The organism is Mycobacterium angelicum, assembly GCF_002086155.1.
In the GTDB taxonomy this organism is placed as follows: Bacteria; Actinomycetota; Actinomycetes; order Mycobacteriales; family Mycobacteriaceae; genus Mycobacterium; species Mycobacterium angelicum.
Genome location: NZ_MVHE01000015.1, coordinates 1 through 16,050 on the forward strand (window position 1 = coordinate 1; position 16,050 = coordinate 16,050).

General features: G+C 64.9%; 18 protein-coding genes and 1 tRNA gene. 12 read left to right on the forward strand and 7 right to left on the reverse strand.

What is annotated here, in order from left to right:
• Positions 1 to 75: 75 nt before the first annotated feature.
• Genes BST12_RS12225 through BST12_RS12235 form a run of 3 tightly spaced genes read right to left on the reverse strand, consistent with a single transcriptional unit; the run spans position 76 to position 2,621 of the window.
• A complete protein-coding gene (locus BST12_RS12225; RefSeq protein ID WP_083113397.1) occupies positions 76 to 927 on the reverse strand; it encodes a hypothetical protein in 852 nt (283 codons plus the stop codon).
• Positions 924 to 2,084 (reverse strand): DNA cytosine methyltransferase, encoded by a 1,161-nt coding sequence (locus BST12_RS12230; RefSeq protein ID WP_372511107.1) that lies wholly within the window; start codon positions 2,082 to 2,084, stop codon positions 924 to 926. The genes BST12_RS12225 and BST12_RS12230 overlap by 4 nt, the downstream gene beginning before the upstream one ends.
• Before the next feature lie 54 nt (positions 2,085 to 2,138).
• Positions 2,139 to 2,621, reverse strand: coding sequence for a very short patch repair endonuclease (locus BST12_RS12235; protein WP_083113398.1), 483 nt, complete (start codon positions 2,619 to 2,621; stop codon positions 2,139 to 2,141).
• Positions 2,622 to 2,969: 348 nt separating this feature from the next.
• Between BST12_RS12235 and BST12_RS12240 the strand changes: the two genes are divergently transcribed.
• Together BST12_RS12240 and BST12_RS31980 are read left to right on the forward strand one after the other, a co-directional pair.
• Positions 2,970 to 3,158, forward strand: coding sequence for a hypothetical protein (locus BST12_RS12240; RefSeq protein ID WP_083113399.1), 189 nt, complete (start codon positions 2,970 to 2,972; stop codon positions 3,156 to 3,158).
• Positions 3,159 to 3,170: 12 nt separating this feature from the next.
• Positions 3,171 to 3,341: a hypothetical protein gene (locus BST12_RS31980; protein WP_170062109.1), complete on the forward strand. Its 171-nt coding sequence runs from the start codon at positions 3,171 to 3,173 to the stop codon at positions 3,339 to 3,341.
• Here the strand turns inward: BST12_RS31980 and BST12_RS12245 are convergent.
• From BST12_RS12245 to BST12_RS12260, 4 genes are all read right to left on the reverse strand, one after another.
• A complete protein-coding gene (locus BST12_RS12245) occupies positions 3,338 to 3,547 on the reverse strand; it encodes a hypothetical protein (RefSeq protein ID WP_139801638.1) in 210 nt (69 codons plus the stop codon). The two genes, BST12_RS31980 and BST12_RS12245, sit on opposite strands and share 4 nt — an antisense overlap.
• A gap of 27 nt (positions 3,548 to 3,574) precedes the next feature.
• A complete protein-coding gene (locus tag BST12_RS12250) occupies positions 3,575 to 4,012 on the reverse strand; it encodes a tyrosine-type recombinase/integrase (protein ID WP_083113401.1) in 438 nt (145 codons plus the stop codon).
• Complete coding sequence (locus tag BST12_RS12255) at positions 4,009 to 4,233, reverse strand: hypothetical protein (RefSeq protein ID WP_083113402.1); 225 nt, start codon at positions 4,231 to 4,233, stop codon at positions 4,009 to 4,011. Before BST12_RS12255 ends, BST12_RS12250 begins: the two co-directional genes overlap by 4 nt.
• A gap of 75 nt (positions 4,234 to 4,308) precedes the next feature.
• Positions 4,309 to 4,384, reverse strand: a tRNA-Arg gene (locus BST12_RS12260).
• A 114-nt stretch (positions 4,385 to 4,498) separates the two neighbouring features.
• On the opposite strand from BST12_RS12260, the gene argS reads away from it, so the two are divergent.
• From argS to BST12_RS12315, 10 genes are all read left to right on the forward strand, one after another.
• Complete coding sequence (gene argS, locus BST12_RS12265) at positions 4,499 to 6,151, forward strand: arginine--tRNA ligase (protein WP_083113403.1); 1,653 nt, start codon at positions 4,499 to 4,501, stop codon at positions 6,149 to 6,151.
• Entirely contained in the window at positions 6,148 to 7,566 is a 1,419-nt protein-coding gene (gene lysA / locus BST12_RS12270; protein WP_083113404.1) for a diaminopimelate decarboxylase, read from the forward strand. The genes argS and lysA overlap by 4 nt, the downstream gene beginning before the upstream one ends.
• Before the next feature lie 3 nt (positions 7,567 to 7,569).
• On the forward strand, positions 7,570 to 8,895 hold the full coding sequence (locus BST12_RS12275) for a homoserine dehydrogenase (protein WP_083113405.1): 1,326 nt from the start codon (positions 7,570 to 7,572) through the stop codon (positions 8,893 to 8,895).
• On the forward strand, positions 8,892 to 9,974 hold the full coding sequence (gene thrC / locus BST12_RS12280) for a threonine synthase (protein WP_083113406.1): 1,083 nt from the start codon (positions 8,892 to 8,894) through the stop codon (positions 9,972 to 9,974). The genes BST12_RS12275 and thrC overlap by 4 nt, the downstream gene beginning before the upstream one ends.
• Before the next feature lie 8 nt (positions 9,975 to 9,982).
• Positions 9,983 to 10,918 carry a homoserine kinase gene (gene thrB, locus BST12_RS12285; RefSeq protein ID WP_083113485.1) on the forward strand — a complete coding sequence of 312 codons (936 nt, stop codon included), beginning with the start codon at positions 9,983 to 9,985 and terminating at the stop codon, positions 10,916 to 10,918.
• A 264-nt stretch (positions 10,919 to 11,182) separates the two neighbouring features.
• Positions 11,183 to 13,039 (forward strand): transcription termination factor Rho, encoded by a 1,857-nt coding sequence (rho, locus tag BST12_RS12295; RefSeq protein WP_083113407.1) that lies wholly within the window; start codon positions 11,183 to 11,185, stop codon positions 13,037 to 13,039.
• Between the two features lie 98 nt (positions 13,040 to 13,137).
• The gene (rpmE, locus tag BST12_RS12300; RefSeq protein ID WP_083113408.1) at positions 13,138 to 13,389 is read left to right on the forward strand and encodes a 50S ribosomal protein L31; all 252 of its coding nucleotides are present in this window, start codon (positions 13,138 to 13,140) and stop codon (positions 13,387 to 13,389) included.
• Positions 13,390 to 13,479: 90 nt separating this feature from the next.
• On the forward strand, positions 13,480 to 14,556 hold the full coding sequence (prfA, locus tag BST12_RS12305) for a peptide chain release factor 1 (protein WP_083113409.1): 1,077 nt from the start codon (positions 13,480 to 13,482) through the stop codon (positions 14,554 to 14,556).
• Positions 14,553 to 15,404: a peptide chain release factor N(5)-glutamine methyltransferase gene (gene prmC / locus BST12_RS12310; RefSeq protein WP_083113410.1), complete on the forward strand. Its 852-nt coding sequence runs from the start codon at positions 14,553 to 14,555 to the stop codon at positions 15,402 to 15,404. Before prfA ends, prmC begins: the two co-directional genes overlap by 4 nt.
• A complete protein-coding gene (locus tag BST12_RS12315) occupies positions 15,397 to 16,050 on the forward strand; it encodes an L-threonylcarbamoyladenylate synthase (RefSeq protein ID WP_083113411.1) in 654 nt (217 codons plus the stop codon). The genes prmC and BST12_RS12315 overlap by 8 nt, the downstream gene beginning before the upstream one ends.

Genomic DNA, 16,050 nt, shown 5'->3' on the forward strand with positions numbered 1-16,050 from the left:
CATCACATCGAAGAATCACACGACGACGTCGTACACCACGTCCCTGGACTTGACCCCGCGCGGCCGATGGTTTAGCTATACGTGTGAGAAGTTGGCGTCATATAGATGCGCCGTCCGTACGATCATCCGGTCATAGAAGAAGTCGTTGTCGGGTTGGGGCGCGGGCGGCTCGGTCACGATGCGCATGGGTGATCCATCGTTCTCAAGCTCGACCACGATGATGCCGAAAGCGTCGAATCCGGCCTGCCCCGAATGAGGCCCCGAGCGTCGGTTGATCTCGCGTAGCTTCCGTATAACCGCCTCTGTCGCGGCGGGCTGATTGTGCCGACTGTAAGTGTGTGGGCCATTCCTGTTGGTCGCGCCTACCGGACTTGCGAACCTGTCGGCGTAGTTGACCATCGCGAACCCGACGGCGAGCGCATTGTTGTTGTCTCCGTGCACAGTCGAATGGCTCGATGAGAGTTCATCGAACAGGCGCGGGCCCGCCCCAGCATGCTTGGTCATGCACGCTTTTGCTTCCAGCGCGACGAGCACCGTCGAGCCCGCGGCGCCGATCGGGCTCTCGGGGAGCGCGCTCAGGGCTGAACGGTCGGACTCATCGAGCTGTATGGCGTACCTGGCCGCAAGTTCGTCGAGCGAGACGGCGGCTCCCGTGTCGCCTCCGGTCGCTCGCGCGACGACGAGGTCCAAATTCTTGCGCTGGCCGGTCTGGAAATTGTTCATCTGCCGGTTGATGGCCAGTGACACCTTGCCTGCGGCCACGTGCTCTCTCAACAGGCTGGAAGTGTTCAAGAGGTCGAACATTACCGCCCAGCAGGCGACCTTCGAGTGTCTGTCACTGCGCGAGTGATATTGCCACTCAACGCCACTGGCCCCCATCGGCTGCGGGATGGACATCGTCCGCGCAATGACTTCGGGGCCTCTCACGCCACCTCCATGCCCACCGAAATTCTCGCGAGGTGCGCTTCGACGTCTTCCAGGAAGCCGGGAACGAACCGGAGCGAGCCCGACCCGCAGCGCCGAAGGAATCCCGCCGTAGCGCGCACAGATAGCGGACGAGCTCCTTCGAGAAATCCCTCAAGGTGTTCGTAGGCATCGCGAACGGGCCACATCGAGACATTGACTTCGTAGGTTCCGCTCGCGTCGCCCCACGCTGCCCGCGGCCACTTTTCGCCCCCACGCAGTCGGGTCGACTCGGCCCAAGACTGGTCGGCTGGCGCGCCGAGGCGCGAACCAATCCATTCCGACATGCGAGTGCTCACCGCGTTGCCTACCAGTTTCCAGCGTTGTCCCTGGCGGATTCCGGCGATTTCCAAGGCGGGCTCGGTCCAATCGGGCTCGAACCCCTGAAGGCGTTCGGCGTCAACGATTCCGGGTGTGACGATCTCGCCGCTCTTGAGCCATACCGCTGGCGGGCTTGCGATTCCGATCGTCGAACCGCCCTTGATGGTCGGAACGGCGTCGACCGCCCAACCTAAACCGCGAACTCCCTCGGTCCAATAGAAGCCGCAAGGATAATCGACGGCGTCTGGCTCGTCCGGGGCGCCGGCATCTTGCCCGAACAGAATCGGCCGTGGATCTTCGGTTCTCGAAGCGAGCATCAGCACTCGGTGGCGACGCTGAGGCAGTCCGAACGCGCGGGCGTCCACTACTCGATAGGCCCATCGGTAGCCCAACTCGTCAAGGGTGTTCGTCAGGTGTCGCATCGCGGCACCGCGGTCAAGCTGGAGCATGAACGGGACGTTTTCAAGCAGCAGCCAGCCGGGTCCGTTCTTCCGTTTGATCAGACGGAAGACTTCGCCCACGAGTCCGGAGTTCTCACCGGTGATACCCCGGGTCCTGCCGGCCTGGGAGAGGTCCTGGCAGGGGAATCCTGCAGCCACCAGGCCGACGTCCCGTGGCAGCGAGCGAAGCTTGCGTACGTCTCCGTGCAACTCGATGTCTGGCATCCTGCGGCGTAGCACGGCCTGCGCGGCCGGGTTGTTTTCGCATAACAGCGTGGTTTGCCAACCGGACTTACTCAGACCGACTTCGAGCCCACCTATCCCTGCGAACAGTCCTGCGGCGTTGTTGCTCACACCCACTCCTCTTAACGGCGGTCGTGACCAAGTGGTAGCAGCGGATGCCGACAGATGCGCTCAGGGTAGTTGTCGGGCAGAACGGGACCCCGTAGGACACGCGGTTGGCGTGCGCTGGGCTCGAGCTCGAACGAGCGCGGTCACGCGATCGGCCGCCTCGGCGGGATCCTCATGTTCCCAGACGCGGACCGCGACCCATCCGGCCTGCTTGAGTGCTGCATCGGTATCACGGTCGCGGCGGACGTTCGCCTCGATCTTCTCGCGCCAGAACTGAGAGTTGCGCTTGGGCCATGTCCCGTGGGTTGGGCAGCCGTGCCAGAAGCAGCCATCTACGAAGACCGCGACCTTCGCGCGGCTGAACACCACATCGCCAGCCCGGCGAAGGCCCCTCAGTGGCCGTTGGTGGACCCGGTATCGCAGGCCGCGCCCGTGTAGGAGCGATCTGAGCTGGACCTCAATTTTCGTGTCCTGCGAGGACTGAGCGGACATCCGCTGGGAAGTTGCTGGCGTCGTGTCCAGTACCGGTCTGCCGGCCCGACTCATAACCCGCACCTTACGGCTACCGAAAGGGTCTGCTGCAGCGATTGGGTCAGGTCAAAGGTGTCACCTATTCGTGCAGCAGACCCGGTTACCTAACCCCGGAAGCGCGGAATCTGTCGGGCGGGTACACGTCGCGATTTTTCACACACGGGGTGAAGTTTTGGCCCGCCAGCAACCTATTTGGGCCTGACCAACGACGATAGAACCCCTGTTCAGAGGTAATCAATGGCAGATTTGTCGGTCGCTGCCGGATGATGGACTCATGACTAGTCGGACGATATGCAGGTCCCCGCAGCTGGGGGATGTGACACTTGCAGTGATCTTACGCGGACCGAAGGAGGGAGAACTCGGATGACGAAGATAGAAACCCTATCCGACACGCAGCTTCGCGAACGTCGGGTCGATATTCTCCGCAAACTCGGCGTGTCGTTGGACGACCTCCGTGAACGCGCCAAAAGCTACGCTCTCGTCGGGGAAGAACACGAGGCGTGGGAGCAGCTTGCATCGATCGCGTTCTTGCTGGGAGAGACCCAGGCCTGAGGTCGCACAGCAGTGTCACTGAGCCACGACGAATTCAACGCCGAGGTGTTCGCGTTTACCAACGATGTCGAAAACGCGGTGACCTGCTTTTCTACGGAACGATGGACTATCGAGGCGGAAATGGTCTCGGCGGACAGCGACCGTCTGCGTTCGGTCGTCGACGCCAAGGTTGATCTGCCTTAGCGGGCCGCAGTCACGACATTCGCGGCCCGCGAAATCTCGCGCCGGTCTTGTCCCACCCTGACCAACATCTCCGCCAAATACCCGGCTGCTGCGAGGGTGCGCTCCATCGGCTCCGGGTCCGTGGACGTCCGCAACCACAGATCGTGGTACACCGCGTAGACATCCGCGGTGAGTTGGGCTATTTGGGGATCAAGCGGATCGCTCAAGGGGATTCCCGACAATTGTCGTTGCGCTTACTCCGGCAATTTGAGCCGGTCGATCGCCTCGGCGTGTTTGGGGTTGGAGGCCTGGACGTAGATCGCGGTGGTGTTGAGTTGGGCGTGTCGCATCAGGGTCTGGGTGGTCCGTAGGTCGGCGCCGCTGCTGACGAGTGTCGTTCCGTACCAGTGGCGTAGACGGTGGGCGGTGCCGCCGGGGATGCCGGCCCGCTCCATAGCGTCTCGGATGATGTCGGAGACTCCCCGCGGCAGGATCGGCTGAGCGCGCCGACGTGCGTTACCGGGGAACCACCACCCGCGCTGCGGCATCCTCTTCGCGGCCTCGACGAGCAACGGGTGCAACGGAAGTACCGCGGTCACGTTGCCTTTGCCGGTGACCCGCAGTGTGCGGGCGCTTGGGTCGTCACTGAACCCCGCAACGATCTCAGCGAACGCGGTCGTGTCGGTGCTCATCGCGTCACCGCCTGTCCGGCGCGGCGGTCACGCTCGACGACCGTCGCCGGCCGCCCGCAGAAACCGAGGGTGTCGGTGATCTTCTCGGCCAGCTCGGTCGCGCGGTTGCGCTGTGAGCTGGGCGGCAGGGCGTGCGCGGCATCAAGGGCCGCCATCCGGGCATCGCACAGGTGATTCCAGCCAATGAGGTGGTCGTGCGTGATATCGGTGCTGGTGGGCATGGGGCTCCAATTCGTTCGGAGCCACGCCAGTTAGTTGCACGAAACTTGCACGGGATTCTATCTGCACTGGTCAGATGGTGCCCCCGGCAGGATTCGAACCTGCGGCCTTCTGCTCCGGAGGCAGACGCTCTATCCCCTGAGCTACGGGGGCGCACTGGAAAGATGCTGCGCCATTGGGCCCGCCCAGAGTAGCGCATCACCCTAACCTGCCCGCCACCGCGATGGATTCGAAGCGGGAGCACCCCAGCCAATAGGATGGACGCTCGTGACCCCCGCCGACCTCGCTGAGCTGCTCAAAATCACCGCCGCTGCGGTGCTGGCCGAGCACGACTTCGACGTGTCCGCGTTGCCTCAGACGGTCACGGTCGAACGCCCCCGCAACCCCGAGCACGGCGATTACGCCAGCAACCTGGCGCTGCAACTCGGCAAGAAGGTTGGCGCAAACCCCCGTGAGCTGGCCGGATGGCTCGCCGAGGCACTAAACAATGCCGACGGAATCGCGTCGGCCGAGGTGGCCGGCCCCGGCTTCATCAACCTGCGACTGGAAGCCTCGGCGCAGGCCAAGATCGTCAACGACGTCATCGGCGCCGGCCAAACCTACGGCAACTCCCGCCAGATGACCGGCCACAAGGTCAACCTGGAATTCGTCTCGGCCAACCCCACCGGACCCATCCACATCGGCGGAACCCGCTGGGCCGCCGTCGGCGATGCGCTGGGCCGCCTGCTCACCACCCAGGGCGCCGACGTGGTGCGCGAATACTATTTCAACGACCACGGCGCCCAGATTGACCGATTCGCCAACTCGCTGGTCGCGGCGGCCAAGGGTGAACCGGCCCCCGAAGACGGTTATGCCGGCACCTACATCACCGATATCGCCGCACAGGTACTGCAAAAGGCGCCCGACGCGCTGAACCTGCCCGAAACCGAGATGCACGAGACCTTCCGCGAAATCGGCGTCGACCTGATGTTTAGCCACATCAAAGAGTCGTTGCACGACTTCGGCACCGACTTCGACGTCTACACCCACGAAGACTCGATGCACACCAGCGGCCGGGTCGACCAGGCGATCACCCGGCTGCGCGAATCCGGCAACATCTACGAGAAGGACGGCGCAACTTGGTTGCGCAGCAGCGCTTTTGGCGACGACAAGGATCGTGTCGTGATCAAGAGCGACGGCAAGCCCGCCTACATCGCCGGTGATCTCGCCTACTACCTGGACAAGCGCGAGCGCGGTTTCGACCTGTGTATCTACATGCTGGGCGCCGACCATCACGGCTATATCGCCAGGCTCAAGGCGGCCGCCGCCGCGTTCGGCGACGACCCGGCCACCGTCGAGGTGCTGATCGGCCAAATGGTCAACCTGGTCCGCGACGGCCAGCCGGTCCGGATGAGCAAACGGGCCGGCACCGTCATCACCCTCGACGACCTGGTCGAGGCCATCGGCGTCGACGCCGCGCGCTACAGCCTGATCCGCTCCTCGGTGGACACCCCCATCGACATCGACCTGGCGTTGTGGTCCTCGGCGTCGAACGAAAACCCGGTCTACTACGTGCAATACGCGCACGCCCGGCTGTCAGCGCTGGCCCGCAACGCCGCCGAACTCGGACTCATCGCCGACACCAGCCACCTCGAGCTGCTCAGCCACGACAAAGAGGGCACCCTGCTGCGCACCATCGGCGACTTCCAAAAGGTGCTCAAAACCGCAGCGGCCTTGAGAGAACCACATCGGGTATGCCGCTACCTGGAAGACCTCGCGGGCGACTACCACCGCTTCTACGACTCGTGCCGAGTGCTGCCCCAGGGCGACGAGCAGCCCACCGACCTGCATATCGCGCGTCTTGCCCTGTGCCAGGCCACCCGTCAGGTCATCGCCAACGGGCTGGCAATACTCGGCGTCACCGCCCCGGAGCGGATGTGAACGTCCACCCTGCCGGTCCCCGGCACGCCGAAGACACCCGCCCCGCCGCCGGCCCGCAACGTCCGCAATCCGCTGAGGAGCTGCTAAGGCTTGCACCAAATGTCTGGCCGCGCAACGCTGTTCGTGACGAGACCGGGGTGGCCTGCATTGCCGGAAGCAAGCTGACGGATCTGGCCGCCGAATACGGGACGCCGCTATTCGTGATCGACGAGGACGACTTTCGCGCGCGCTGCCGCGAGACCGCCGCCGCATTCGGTGGCGGAGTCAACGTGCACTACGCGGCAAAAGCCTTCCTGTGCAGCGAAATTGCACGCTGGATCGACGAAGAGGGCCTCTCTCTCGACGTGTGCACCGGCGGCGAGCTGGCCGTCGCCCTGCACGCAAACTTTCCGCCAGAGCGAATCACCTTGCACGGCAACAACAAATCGGTCGCCGAACTCAACGCCGCGGTAAAAGCCGGCGTCGGCCACGTCGTGCTCGATTCCATGCTCGAAATCGAGCGCATCGACGCCATCGCGGGGGAGGCCGGCGTAGTCCAAGACGTGCTGGTGCGCCTCACCGTTGGGGTCGAGGCGCACACTCACGAGTTCATCTCCACCGCGCACGAAGACCAGAAGTTCGGGCTGTCGATCGCCAGCGGCGCGGCCATGGCGGCGGTGCGCCGGGTCTTTGCCGCCGATCACCTGAGGCTGGTCGGCCTGCACAGCCACATCGGTTCGCAGATCTTCGATGTCGCGGGCTTCGAGATCGCCGCACACCGGGTCATCGGGCTGCTGCGCGACATCGTCGGTGAGTTCGGCGCGGAAAAGACCGCGCAGGTGTCGACCATCGACCTCGGCGGCGGACTGGGTATCTCGTACCTGGCGCCCGATGATCCGCCGCCGATCAGCGAACTGGCGGACAAGTTGAGCGCCATCGTGAGCAACGAATCGACGGCTGTCGGCCTGCCCGTGCCCAAGCTGGTGGTCGAGCCGGGACGCGCCATCGCCGGCCCCGGCACCGTCACCCTGTACGAAGTCGGCACCGTCAAAGACGTCGACATCAGTGCCACGGCCAACCGGCGCTATGTCAGTGTCGACGGCGGCATGAGCGACAACATCCGCACTGCGCTTTATGACGCGCAGTATGACGTCCGGCTGGTCTCGAGGCTCAGCGATGCCCCGGCCACGCAGGCCCGCGTCGTCGGAAAGCATTGCGAGAGCGGCGATATCATCGTGCGCGACGCCTGGGTGCCCGATGACCTACAGCCGGGCGACCTGGTCGCAGTCGCCGCGACCGGCGCCTACTGCTATTCATTGTCGAGCCGTTACAACATGATTGGCCGTCCGGCAGTAGTCGCCGTCAAAGCGGGGAGGGCCCGCCTGGTTCTGCGCCGGGAGACGGTTGACGATCTGCTGAGTCTGGAGGTGAGGTGACCCGTGCCCGGTAATGAAAAGCCAGTGGGCGTAGCGGTACTCGGATTGGGCAACGTCGGCAGCGAAGTTGTTCGCATCATCGAGGACAGCGCCGACGATCTCGCGGGCCGCATCGGCGCCCCGCTGGTGCTGCGCGGCGTCGGAGTGCGCCGCGTGGCGGCCGACCGCGGTGTGCCGATCGAACTGCTCACCGACAACATCGAAGAACTCGTCACGCGTGACGACGTCGACATCGTCGTTGAGGTTATGGGCCCGGTGGAACCGTCGCGCAAGGCGATCCTGGCCGCCCTCGCGCACGGCAAGTCCGTCGTCACAGCGAACAAGGCTTTGCTTTCGACCTCCACCGGCGCATTGGCCCAGGCCGCCGAGAATGCACATGTGGACCTGTATTTCGAGGCGGCCGTCGCCGGCGCGATCCCGGTCATCCGCCCGCTGACCCAGTCGCTGGCCGGTGACACCGTGCGGCGGGTGGCCGGAATCGTCAACGGGACCACCAACTACATCCTTTCGGAAATGGACAACACCGGCGCCGACTACAAAAGCGCACTGGCCGACGCGAGCGCCCTGGGCTATGCCGAAGCCGACCCCACCGCCGACGTCGAAGGTTACGACGCCGCAGCCAAAGCCGCGATCCTGGCGTCGATCGCCTTCCACACCCGGGTGACCGCCGACGACGTCTACCGGGAGGGCATCACCAAGATCACGCCGGCCGACTTCGAATCGGCCCGCGCATTGGGTTGTACGATCAAGCTGCTGTCTATCTGCGAGCGGATTACCACAGACGAAGGCCAGCAACGCGTTTCGGCGCGGGTCTACCCGGCCCTGGTACCGCTGAGCCATCCGCTGGCCACCGTCAACGGCGCCTTCAACGCCGTGGTGGTCGAAGCCGAAGCCGCCGGGCGGCTGATGTTCTATGGCCAGGGCGCCGGCGGCGCGCCCACCGCATCTGCGGTAACCGGAGACCTGGTGATGGCCGCCCGCAACCGTGTTCTAGGGAGTCGTGGACCGCGTGAATCCAAGTACGCGCAATTGCCGGTAGCACCAATGGGTTTCATTTCCACCCGCTACTACGTCAGCATGAACGTGGCAGACAAGCCCGGGGTATTGTCCGCCGTCGCCGCCGAATTCGGTAAGCGCGAGGTCAGCATCGCCGAGGTCCGCCAGGAAGGTGTGGTCGACGAGGACGGCCACCGGGTGGGTGCCCGGATCGTGGTGGTCACCCACACCGCTACCGACGCCGCACTGTCGGAAACCGTTGAAGCGCTTGCGGATCTAGATGCCGTGCAGACGGTGACGAGCGTGCTGCGACTGGAAGGAACCGGACTATGAGCGTCCCCCGGACGGTCGTCCATCAGCCTTGGCCGGGTGTGATCGCCGCATACCGAGACCGGCTGCCGGTAGGCGACGACTGGACCCCAGTCACGCTGCTCGAGGGCGGCACCCCGCTGATCGCGGCCCCCCGGCTCTCCAAGCAGACCGGTTGCACCATCCACCTGAAAGTGGAGGGTCTAAACCCCACCGGCTCGTTTAAGGACCGGGGCATGACGATGGCGGTCACCGATGCGCTGGCCCGTGGGCAGCAGGCGGTGTTGTGCGCGTCGACCGGAAACACCTCGGCCTCGGCGGCGGCCTACGCCGCGCGGGCCGGGATTACCTGTGCGGTGCTCATTCCGCAGGGCAAGATCGCCATGGGCAAGCTGGCTCAGGCGGTCATGCACGGCGCCAAGATCATTCAGATCGACGGCAACTTCGACGACTGTCTGGAACTGGCCCGCAAGATGGCCGCCGATTTTCCGACGATCTCGCTGGTGAACTCCGTCAACCCGGTGCGCATCGAAGGGCAGAAAACCGCCGCGTTCGAGATCGTCGACGCATTGGGTGCCGCACCGGACGTACACGCCCTTCCGGTGGGCAACGCCGGCAACATCACCGCCTACTGGAAGGGATACACCGAGTATCACCGCGACGGCGTGATCGAGAAGCTGCCGCGGATGCTGGGCACCCAAGCCGCGGGAGCCGCGCCGCTGGTGCTCGGCGAACCGGTGAGCCATCCCGAGACGATCGCCACCGCGATCCGCATCGGCTCACCCGCGTCGTGGACCTCAGCCGTCGAGGCTCAACAGCAGTCCAAGGGCCGCTTCCTGGCCGCTACCGACGAAGAGATCCTGGCCGCTTACCATCTGGTGGCCCAGGCCGAAGGCGTCTTCGTCGAGCCGGCATCGGCGGCCAGCATCGCGGGCTTGCTCAAAGCCGTTGACGACGGCTGGGTGGCGCGCGGATCGACGGTGGTCTGCACGGTAACGGGCAACGGTCTCAAGGACCCCGACACCGCTCTCAAGGACATGCCCAAGGTGTCGCCGCTGCCGGTCGACCCGGTCGCCGTCGTCGAGAAGCTCGGGCTCACGTAGTGGCCTTGTTGCTGCCCGCCGGGCTCGTGGCGAGCGCAGTCGTCTCGGCATCCAGCGCCAACCTCGGCCCGGGTTTCGACAGTCTCGGGCTGGCCCTTCAGCTCTGCGACGAGATCGTGGTCGAGACAACGGATTCCGGCTTGCAGGTGCAGGTCGAGGGGGAGGGCGCCGACCAAGTTCCACTCGGGCCAGATCACCTGGTGGTGCGCGCGATCCAGCACGGCCTGCGGGCGCTTGACGTCAGCGCGGACGGCCTGGTGGTGCGCTGCCGCAACGACATCCCGCACTCCCGTGGTCTGGGCTCCTCAGCGGCGGCTGTGGTGAGCGGACTTGCCGCGGTCAATGGACTTGTCGTGCAAACGGATTCGACGCCGCTGACTCCGGAGCAGTTGATCCAGCTAGCGTCGGAGTTCGAGGGGCATCCCGACAACGCCGCGGCTGCTGTCCTGGGCGGTGCGGTGGTGTCCTGGACGGACCTCAGTACGGGACGGCCCGGCTACTTCGCGGCGCCGCTGCGACTCCATCCCGATATCCACCTGTTTTGTGCAATACCCGAGGAGCGGTCGTCCACCGCGGAGACCCGGGTGCTGTTGCCTGACCAGGTCAGTCACCAGGATGCGCGATTCAACGTCAGCCGCGCCGCATTGCTGGTCGTCGCGCTCACGCAACGGCCCGATCTGCTGATGGCGGCCACCGAAGACCTGCTTCATCAGCCCCAGCGTGCGCCGGCGATGCCGGCATCGGCGGAATATTTGCGGCTGCTACGGCGTCATAACGTGCCAGCAACGCTCTCAGGGGCTGGTCCTTCGCTAATCGCATTGGCCACTGAGCCAGAGTTACCCTCAGCAGCGGTGCACTATGGAGCTGCAAATGGATTCACCATCACTGCGATGACCGCCGGCGACGGAGTTCGCTGGAGCCCCGGAGTCACAGTTCCCAGTTAATCCACAGCGTGGCGGACGGGTTTGCTTGCTTCCGGCCAGGAAGCGGGCTATCCTCGGAGCCGTCCAGCAATCGCAGCATCTGCATCTGCAAACAACTGCCATGCCGCTAGGACAACACCAATTCTTCTCGTGGACGAGGTTCGCCGTCTTCGCCGACCCAGGCGATCACCGTTGCACAGTCGACCATTGGGTGCACTCGGCACTGTGCCTGAATGCAACGAACCCCTCGTATGACCTGATCAGCGGGGGAAAGAAAGGAAATCCGTGTCTGATACGGACCTCATCACGGCTGGCGAAGGAACCGACGCCGAAAAGCAGTCGGATTCCGCCACCTCAGATACTTCGGATGTTAAATCCAATCCAGAGGCAAAGGCCAGCGCACCGACCGGCTCACTGTCCACCATGGTGCTGCCCGAACTTCGGGCCCTGGCTAATCAAGCCGGCGTCAAGGGTACGTCGGGAATGCGCAAGAACGAGCTGATCGCCGCGATCCAGGAAATTCGGGGGAAGGCCAACGGCACCTCGGCGCCCGACGCCGCAAAGGACTCCGGCGAGCAAGACTCGGCCCCACAGGAAGCTGCACAAGAAACAGCCCAACAGGCCCCTAAAGAGGCCACGACCGAGGCCGAAAAGCCCGCTGAAGCCGAGAAGCCCGCTGAAGAGGCCGCCCAGCAGGAGGGCCGCAACGATTCGTCGGGTGAGGCGCCGCGCCGGGAACGCCGTACGGCCAATCGCGAGGCCGGATCACGCGCCGAGGGCGCCGAATCCCGCCAGCAACGCGACGACAAGTCCGAGGAGCGCTCGACAGACTCCGGTGACCAAGGCGGCGACCAACAAGGTTCGGGACAGCAATCCCGCGGCGGTGACGACGACGGTGAGGGACGCCAGGGCCGGCGGGGACGCCGTTTCCGCGACCGCCGTCGCCGGGGTGAACGCACCGGCGAAGGCACCGAGGCCGAACTGCGTGAAGACGACGTCGTTCAGCCAGTAGCCGGCATCCTCGACGTCCTGGACAATTACGCCTTCGTCCGCACCTCCGGCTACCTGGCCGGCCCGCACGACGTCTACGTGTCCATGAATATGGTGCGCAAGAACGGTTTGCGCCGCGGTGATGCGGTGACCGGCGCGGTGCGAGTGCCCAAGGAAGGCGAACAGCCCAATCAACGGCAGAAGTTCAACCCTTTGGTGCGTCTCGACAGCATCAATGGCGGGTCGATCGAAGACGCCAAGAAGCGGCCCGATTTCAGCAAGTTGACGCCGCTTTACCCCAACCAGCGGCTGCGCCTGGAAACCACCCCGGATCGTCTGACCACTCGCGTCATCGACCTGATCATGCCGATCGGCAAGGGCCAGCGTGCCCTCATCGTCTCGCCGCCCAAGGCCGGTAAGACCACGATCCTGCAGGACATCGCCAACGCGATCACCCGCAACAACCCGGAATGCCATCTGATGGTCGTGCTCGTCGACGAGCGGCCTGAAGAGGTCACCGACATGACCCGCTCGGTCAAGGGCGAGGTCATCGCTTCCACGTTCGACCGGCCGCCCTCAGACCACACCTCGGTCGCCGAGCTTGCCATCGAGCGCGCCAAGCGGCTGGTGGAGCAGGGCAAGGATGTGGTGGTGTTGCTCGACTCGATCACCCGGCTGGGCCGCGCCTACAACAACGCGTCGCCGGCATCGGGCCGCATTCTGTCCGGTGGTGTGGACTCGACCGCGCTGTACCCGCCGAAGCGTTTCCTGGGTGCCGCCCGCAATATCGAGGAAGGCGGGTCGCTGACAATCATCGCCACCGCGATGGTTGAAACCGGCTCCACCGGTGACACGGTCATCTTCGAGGAGTTCAAGGGCACCGGCAACGCCGAACTCAAGCTGGACCGCAAGATTTCTGAACGCCGGGTGTTCCCCGCGGTCGACGTCAACCCGTCCGGCACCCGCAAGGACGAGCTGCTGCTGTCGCCCGACGAGTTCGGCATCGTGCACAAGCTGCGCCGGGTGCTGTCCGGGCTCGACTCCCACCAGGCCATCGACCTGCTGATGTCGCAGCTGCGCAAGACGAAGAACAACTACGAGTTCCTGGTCCAGGTGTCCAAGACGACACCGGGCAACATGGACAACGACTAACCCGCCGCCGGGAATGCCCAAGCCCATCCCGGCGTTTTGGGGTGACAGTAACTGACCTGGCATAATCGACCCTCGACTTCAGGATCGAAGAGGACAACATGAAGACTGAGATTCATCCCGCCTACGAGGAAACCACCGTGGTGTGTGGGTGTGGCAACACGTTCGAGACTCGCAGCACGAAGCCGGGTGGCCGCATCGTGGTAGAGGTTTGCTCGCAATGCCACCCGTTCTACACCGGCAAGCAGAAGATCCTCGACAGCGGCGGCCGCGTCGCGCGCTTCGAGAAGCGGTACGGCAAGCGCAAGGTCGGAGCCGACAAGGCCTCCGAAGCCAGCCAAGCCGACAAATAGCTTGCTTACCGACGCCCGAACTGTGCCCGATGTTGCACAGGCCGGGCGTCGGTTGGTGTTTGGGGTAAAGAGCGCGGCAGGAGGTGTGACATGACGCAGCCCGTGCAGACCATTGACGTCCTGGTTGCCGAACATGCCGCGCTGGAGCAGGCGCTGGCAGATCCTGAACTGCACAGCAAGCCCGACGAGGCGCGCAAAGCCGGACGCCGGTTCGCCCGATTGGCACCGATCGTCGCCACCCACCGCAAGCTGGTGTCGGCGCGCGAAGATCTTGAAACCGCGCGGGAACTGGCCGCCGACGACGACTCGTTCGCCGAGGAGGTCACCGACCTGGAGGCGCGGGTGGCCGAACTGGACACCCAGCTCACCGACATGCTGGCACCGCGCGACCCGCACGACGCCGACGACATAGTGCTGGAAGTCAAATCCGGTGAGGGGGGCGAGGAATCGGCGTTGTTCGCCGCCGACCTGGCCAGAATGTACATCCGATACGCCGAGCGGCACGGCTGGACGGTGACGGTGCTGGACGAAACCACCTCGGATCTCGGTGGTTACAAGGACGCGACGCTGGCCATCGGCAGCAAGGGTGATAGCGCCGACGGGGTGTGGTCGCGGATGAAGTTCGAGGGCGGAGTGCACCGGGTTCAACGGGTTCCGGTCACGGAATCCCAAGGCCGCGTGCATACTTCGGCTGCCGGGGTGCTGGTCTATCCCGAGCCCGAAGAGGTCGGTGAGGTGCAGATCGACGAATCGGATCTGCGCGTCGACGTCTACCGGTCGTCCGGCAAGGGTGGCCAGGGTGTCAACACCACCGACTCCGCGGTGCGGATTACCCACTTGCCCACTGGGATTGTGGTCACCTGCCAAAACGAGCGATCGCAGCTGCAGAACAAGACCCGCGCGCTGCAGGTGCTGGCGGCGCGATTGCAGTCGCTGGCCGAGGAGCAGGCGCTGGCCGACGCGTCGGCCGACCGCGCCAGCCAGATCCGCACGGTGGACCGCAGCGAACGCATTCGCACCTACAACTTCCCCGAGAATCGGATCACCGATCACCGCATTGGTTTTAAGGCGCACAACCTCGACCAGGTCCTCGACGGCGACCTGGATGCGCTGTTCGACGCACTCGGTGCCGCCGACAAGCAGTCCCGGCTGCAACAGCAGACATGACGAAACTGCGGCACGCGATCGACTCTGCGACAGCAACTCTCGCGCATGCCGGTGTCGACTCCGCACGTTTCGACGCAGAACAGTTGGCCGCGCACTTGACTGGTACCGAACGCGGCCGGTTGCCGCTGATCGAAACACCGAACGAGGAGTTCTTCAGGCGTTACCGGGAGATCGTCGAAAAGCGCTCGCACCGGGTGCCGTTGCAGCATCTGACCGGGACGGTGTCCTTCGGGCCGGTGGAGCTGAACGTCGGCCCTGGCGTGTTCATCCCACGGCCAGAGACCGAAGCCATATTCGAATGGGCTACCGCGCAACAACTTTCGGTACAGCCGGTGATCGTAGACCTGTGCACTGGATCCGGCGCGTTGGCGGTTGCGCTGGCCGCTCACTTCCCGCACGCGCGAGTCCTTGCCGTCGACGACTCCGAGGCCGCCCTGGAATACGCGAGCCGCAACGCCGAGGGCACCGGAGTGGAACTACTGCAAGCCGACGTCACCGCAGGTGGTCTGCTACCCGAACTTGACGGCCTGGTCGATCTGGTTGTCGCCAACCCGCCCTATGTTCCCGATGAAACCCCGCTGGAACCCGAAGTCGCACAGCATGATCCGGCCCACGCGGTATTCGGCGGCCCGGACGGAATGGCGGTGATTCCGGCCATCGTCGGACTCGCCGCGCGCTGGCTGCGTCCCGGTGGCCTGTTCGCCGTCGAGCATGACGACACCACCTCCGGCCGCACTGTCGAAACCATCAGCAGCACAGATCTTTTCGACGACATAACGGCACACAACGATCTCGCTGGGCGGCCCAGATTCGTGACGGCCCGAAGGAGGCCCGGCCGATATGGCTGAAATGTATGACTGCGCTGACCCCGACCAACGTGCGCGCGGAATCGAGGCCGCCGCGGGGATGCTCAAGGCCGGCCGGTTGGTGGTGATGCCCACCGACACCGTCTACGGCATCGGAGCCGACGCCTTCGACAGCATCGCGGTGGACGCGCTGTTGGCGGCCAAGGGCCGGGGCCGCGACATGCCGGTCGGGGTGCTGGTCGGCTCCTGGCACACGATCGAGGGCCTGGTCTATTCGATGCCCGACGGCGCGCGCGACCTGATTCGGGCGTTCTGGCCCGGTGCGCTGAGCCTGGTAGTGGTGCAGGCGCCGTCGCTGCAGTGGGATCTCGGCAATGCCTACGGCACCGTGATGCTGAGAATGCCGTTGCACCCGGTGGCCATCGAGCTGTTGCGCGAGGTGGGGCCCATGGCTGTTTCCAGCGCCAACGTCTCCGGCCAACCGCCCGCGGTCGACGTCGACGAAGCACGCCGGCAGCTCGGCGATCTCGTCGACGTATATCTCGACGGCGGTCCCGCGGCCCAGCAGGCCGCCTCGACGATCGTTGATCTGACCGGAGCAACGCCGCGGGTGCTGCGACCCGGGCCGGTCAGTACCGAGCGGATCGCCGAAGTGCTGGGCGTGGACGCAGCGATTCTGACCGCGTGA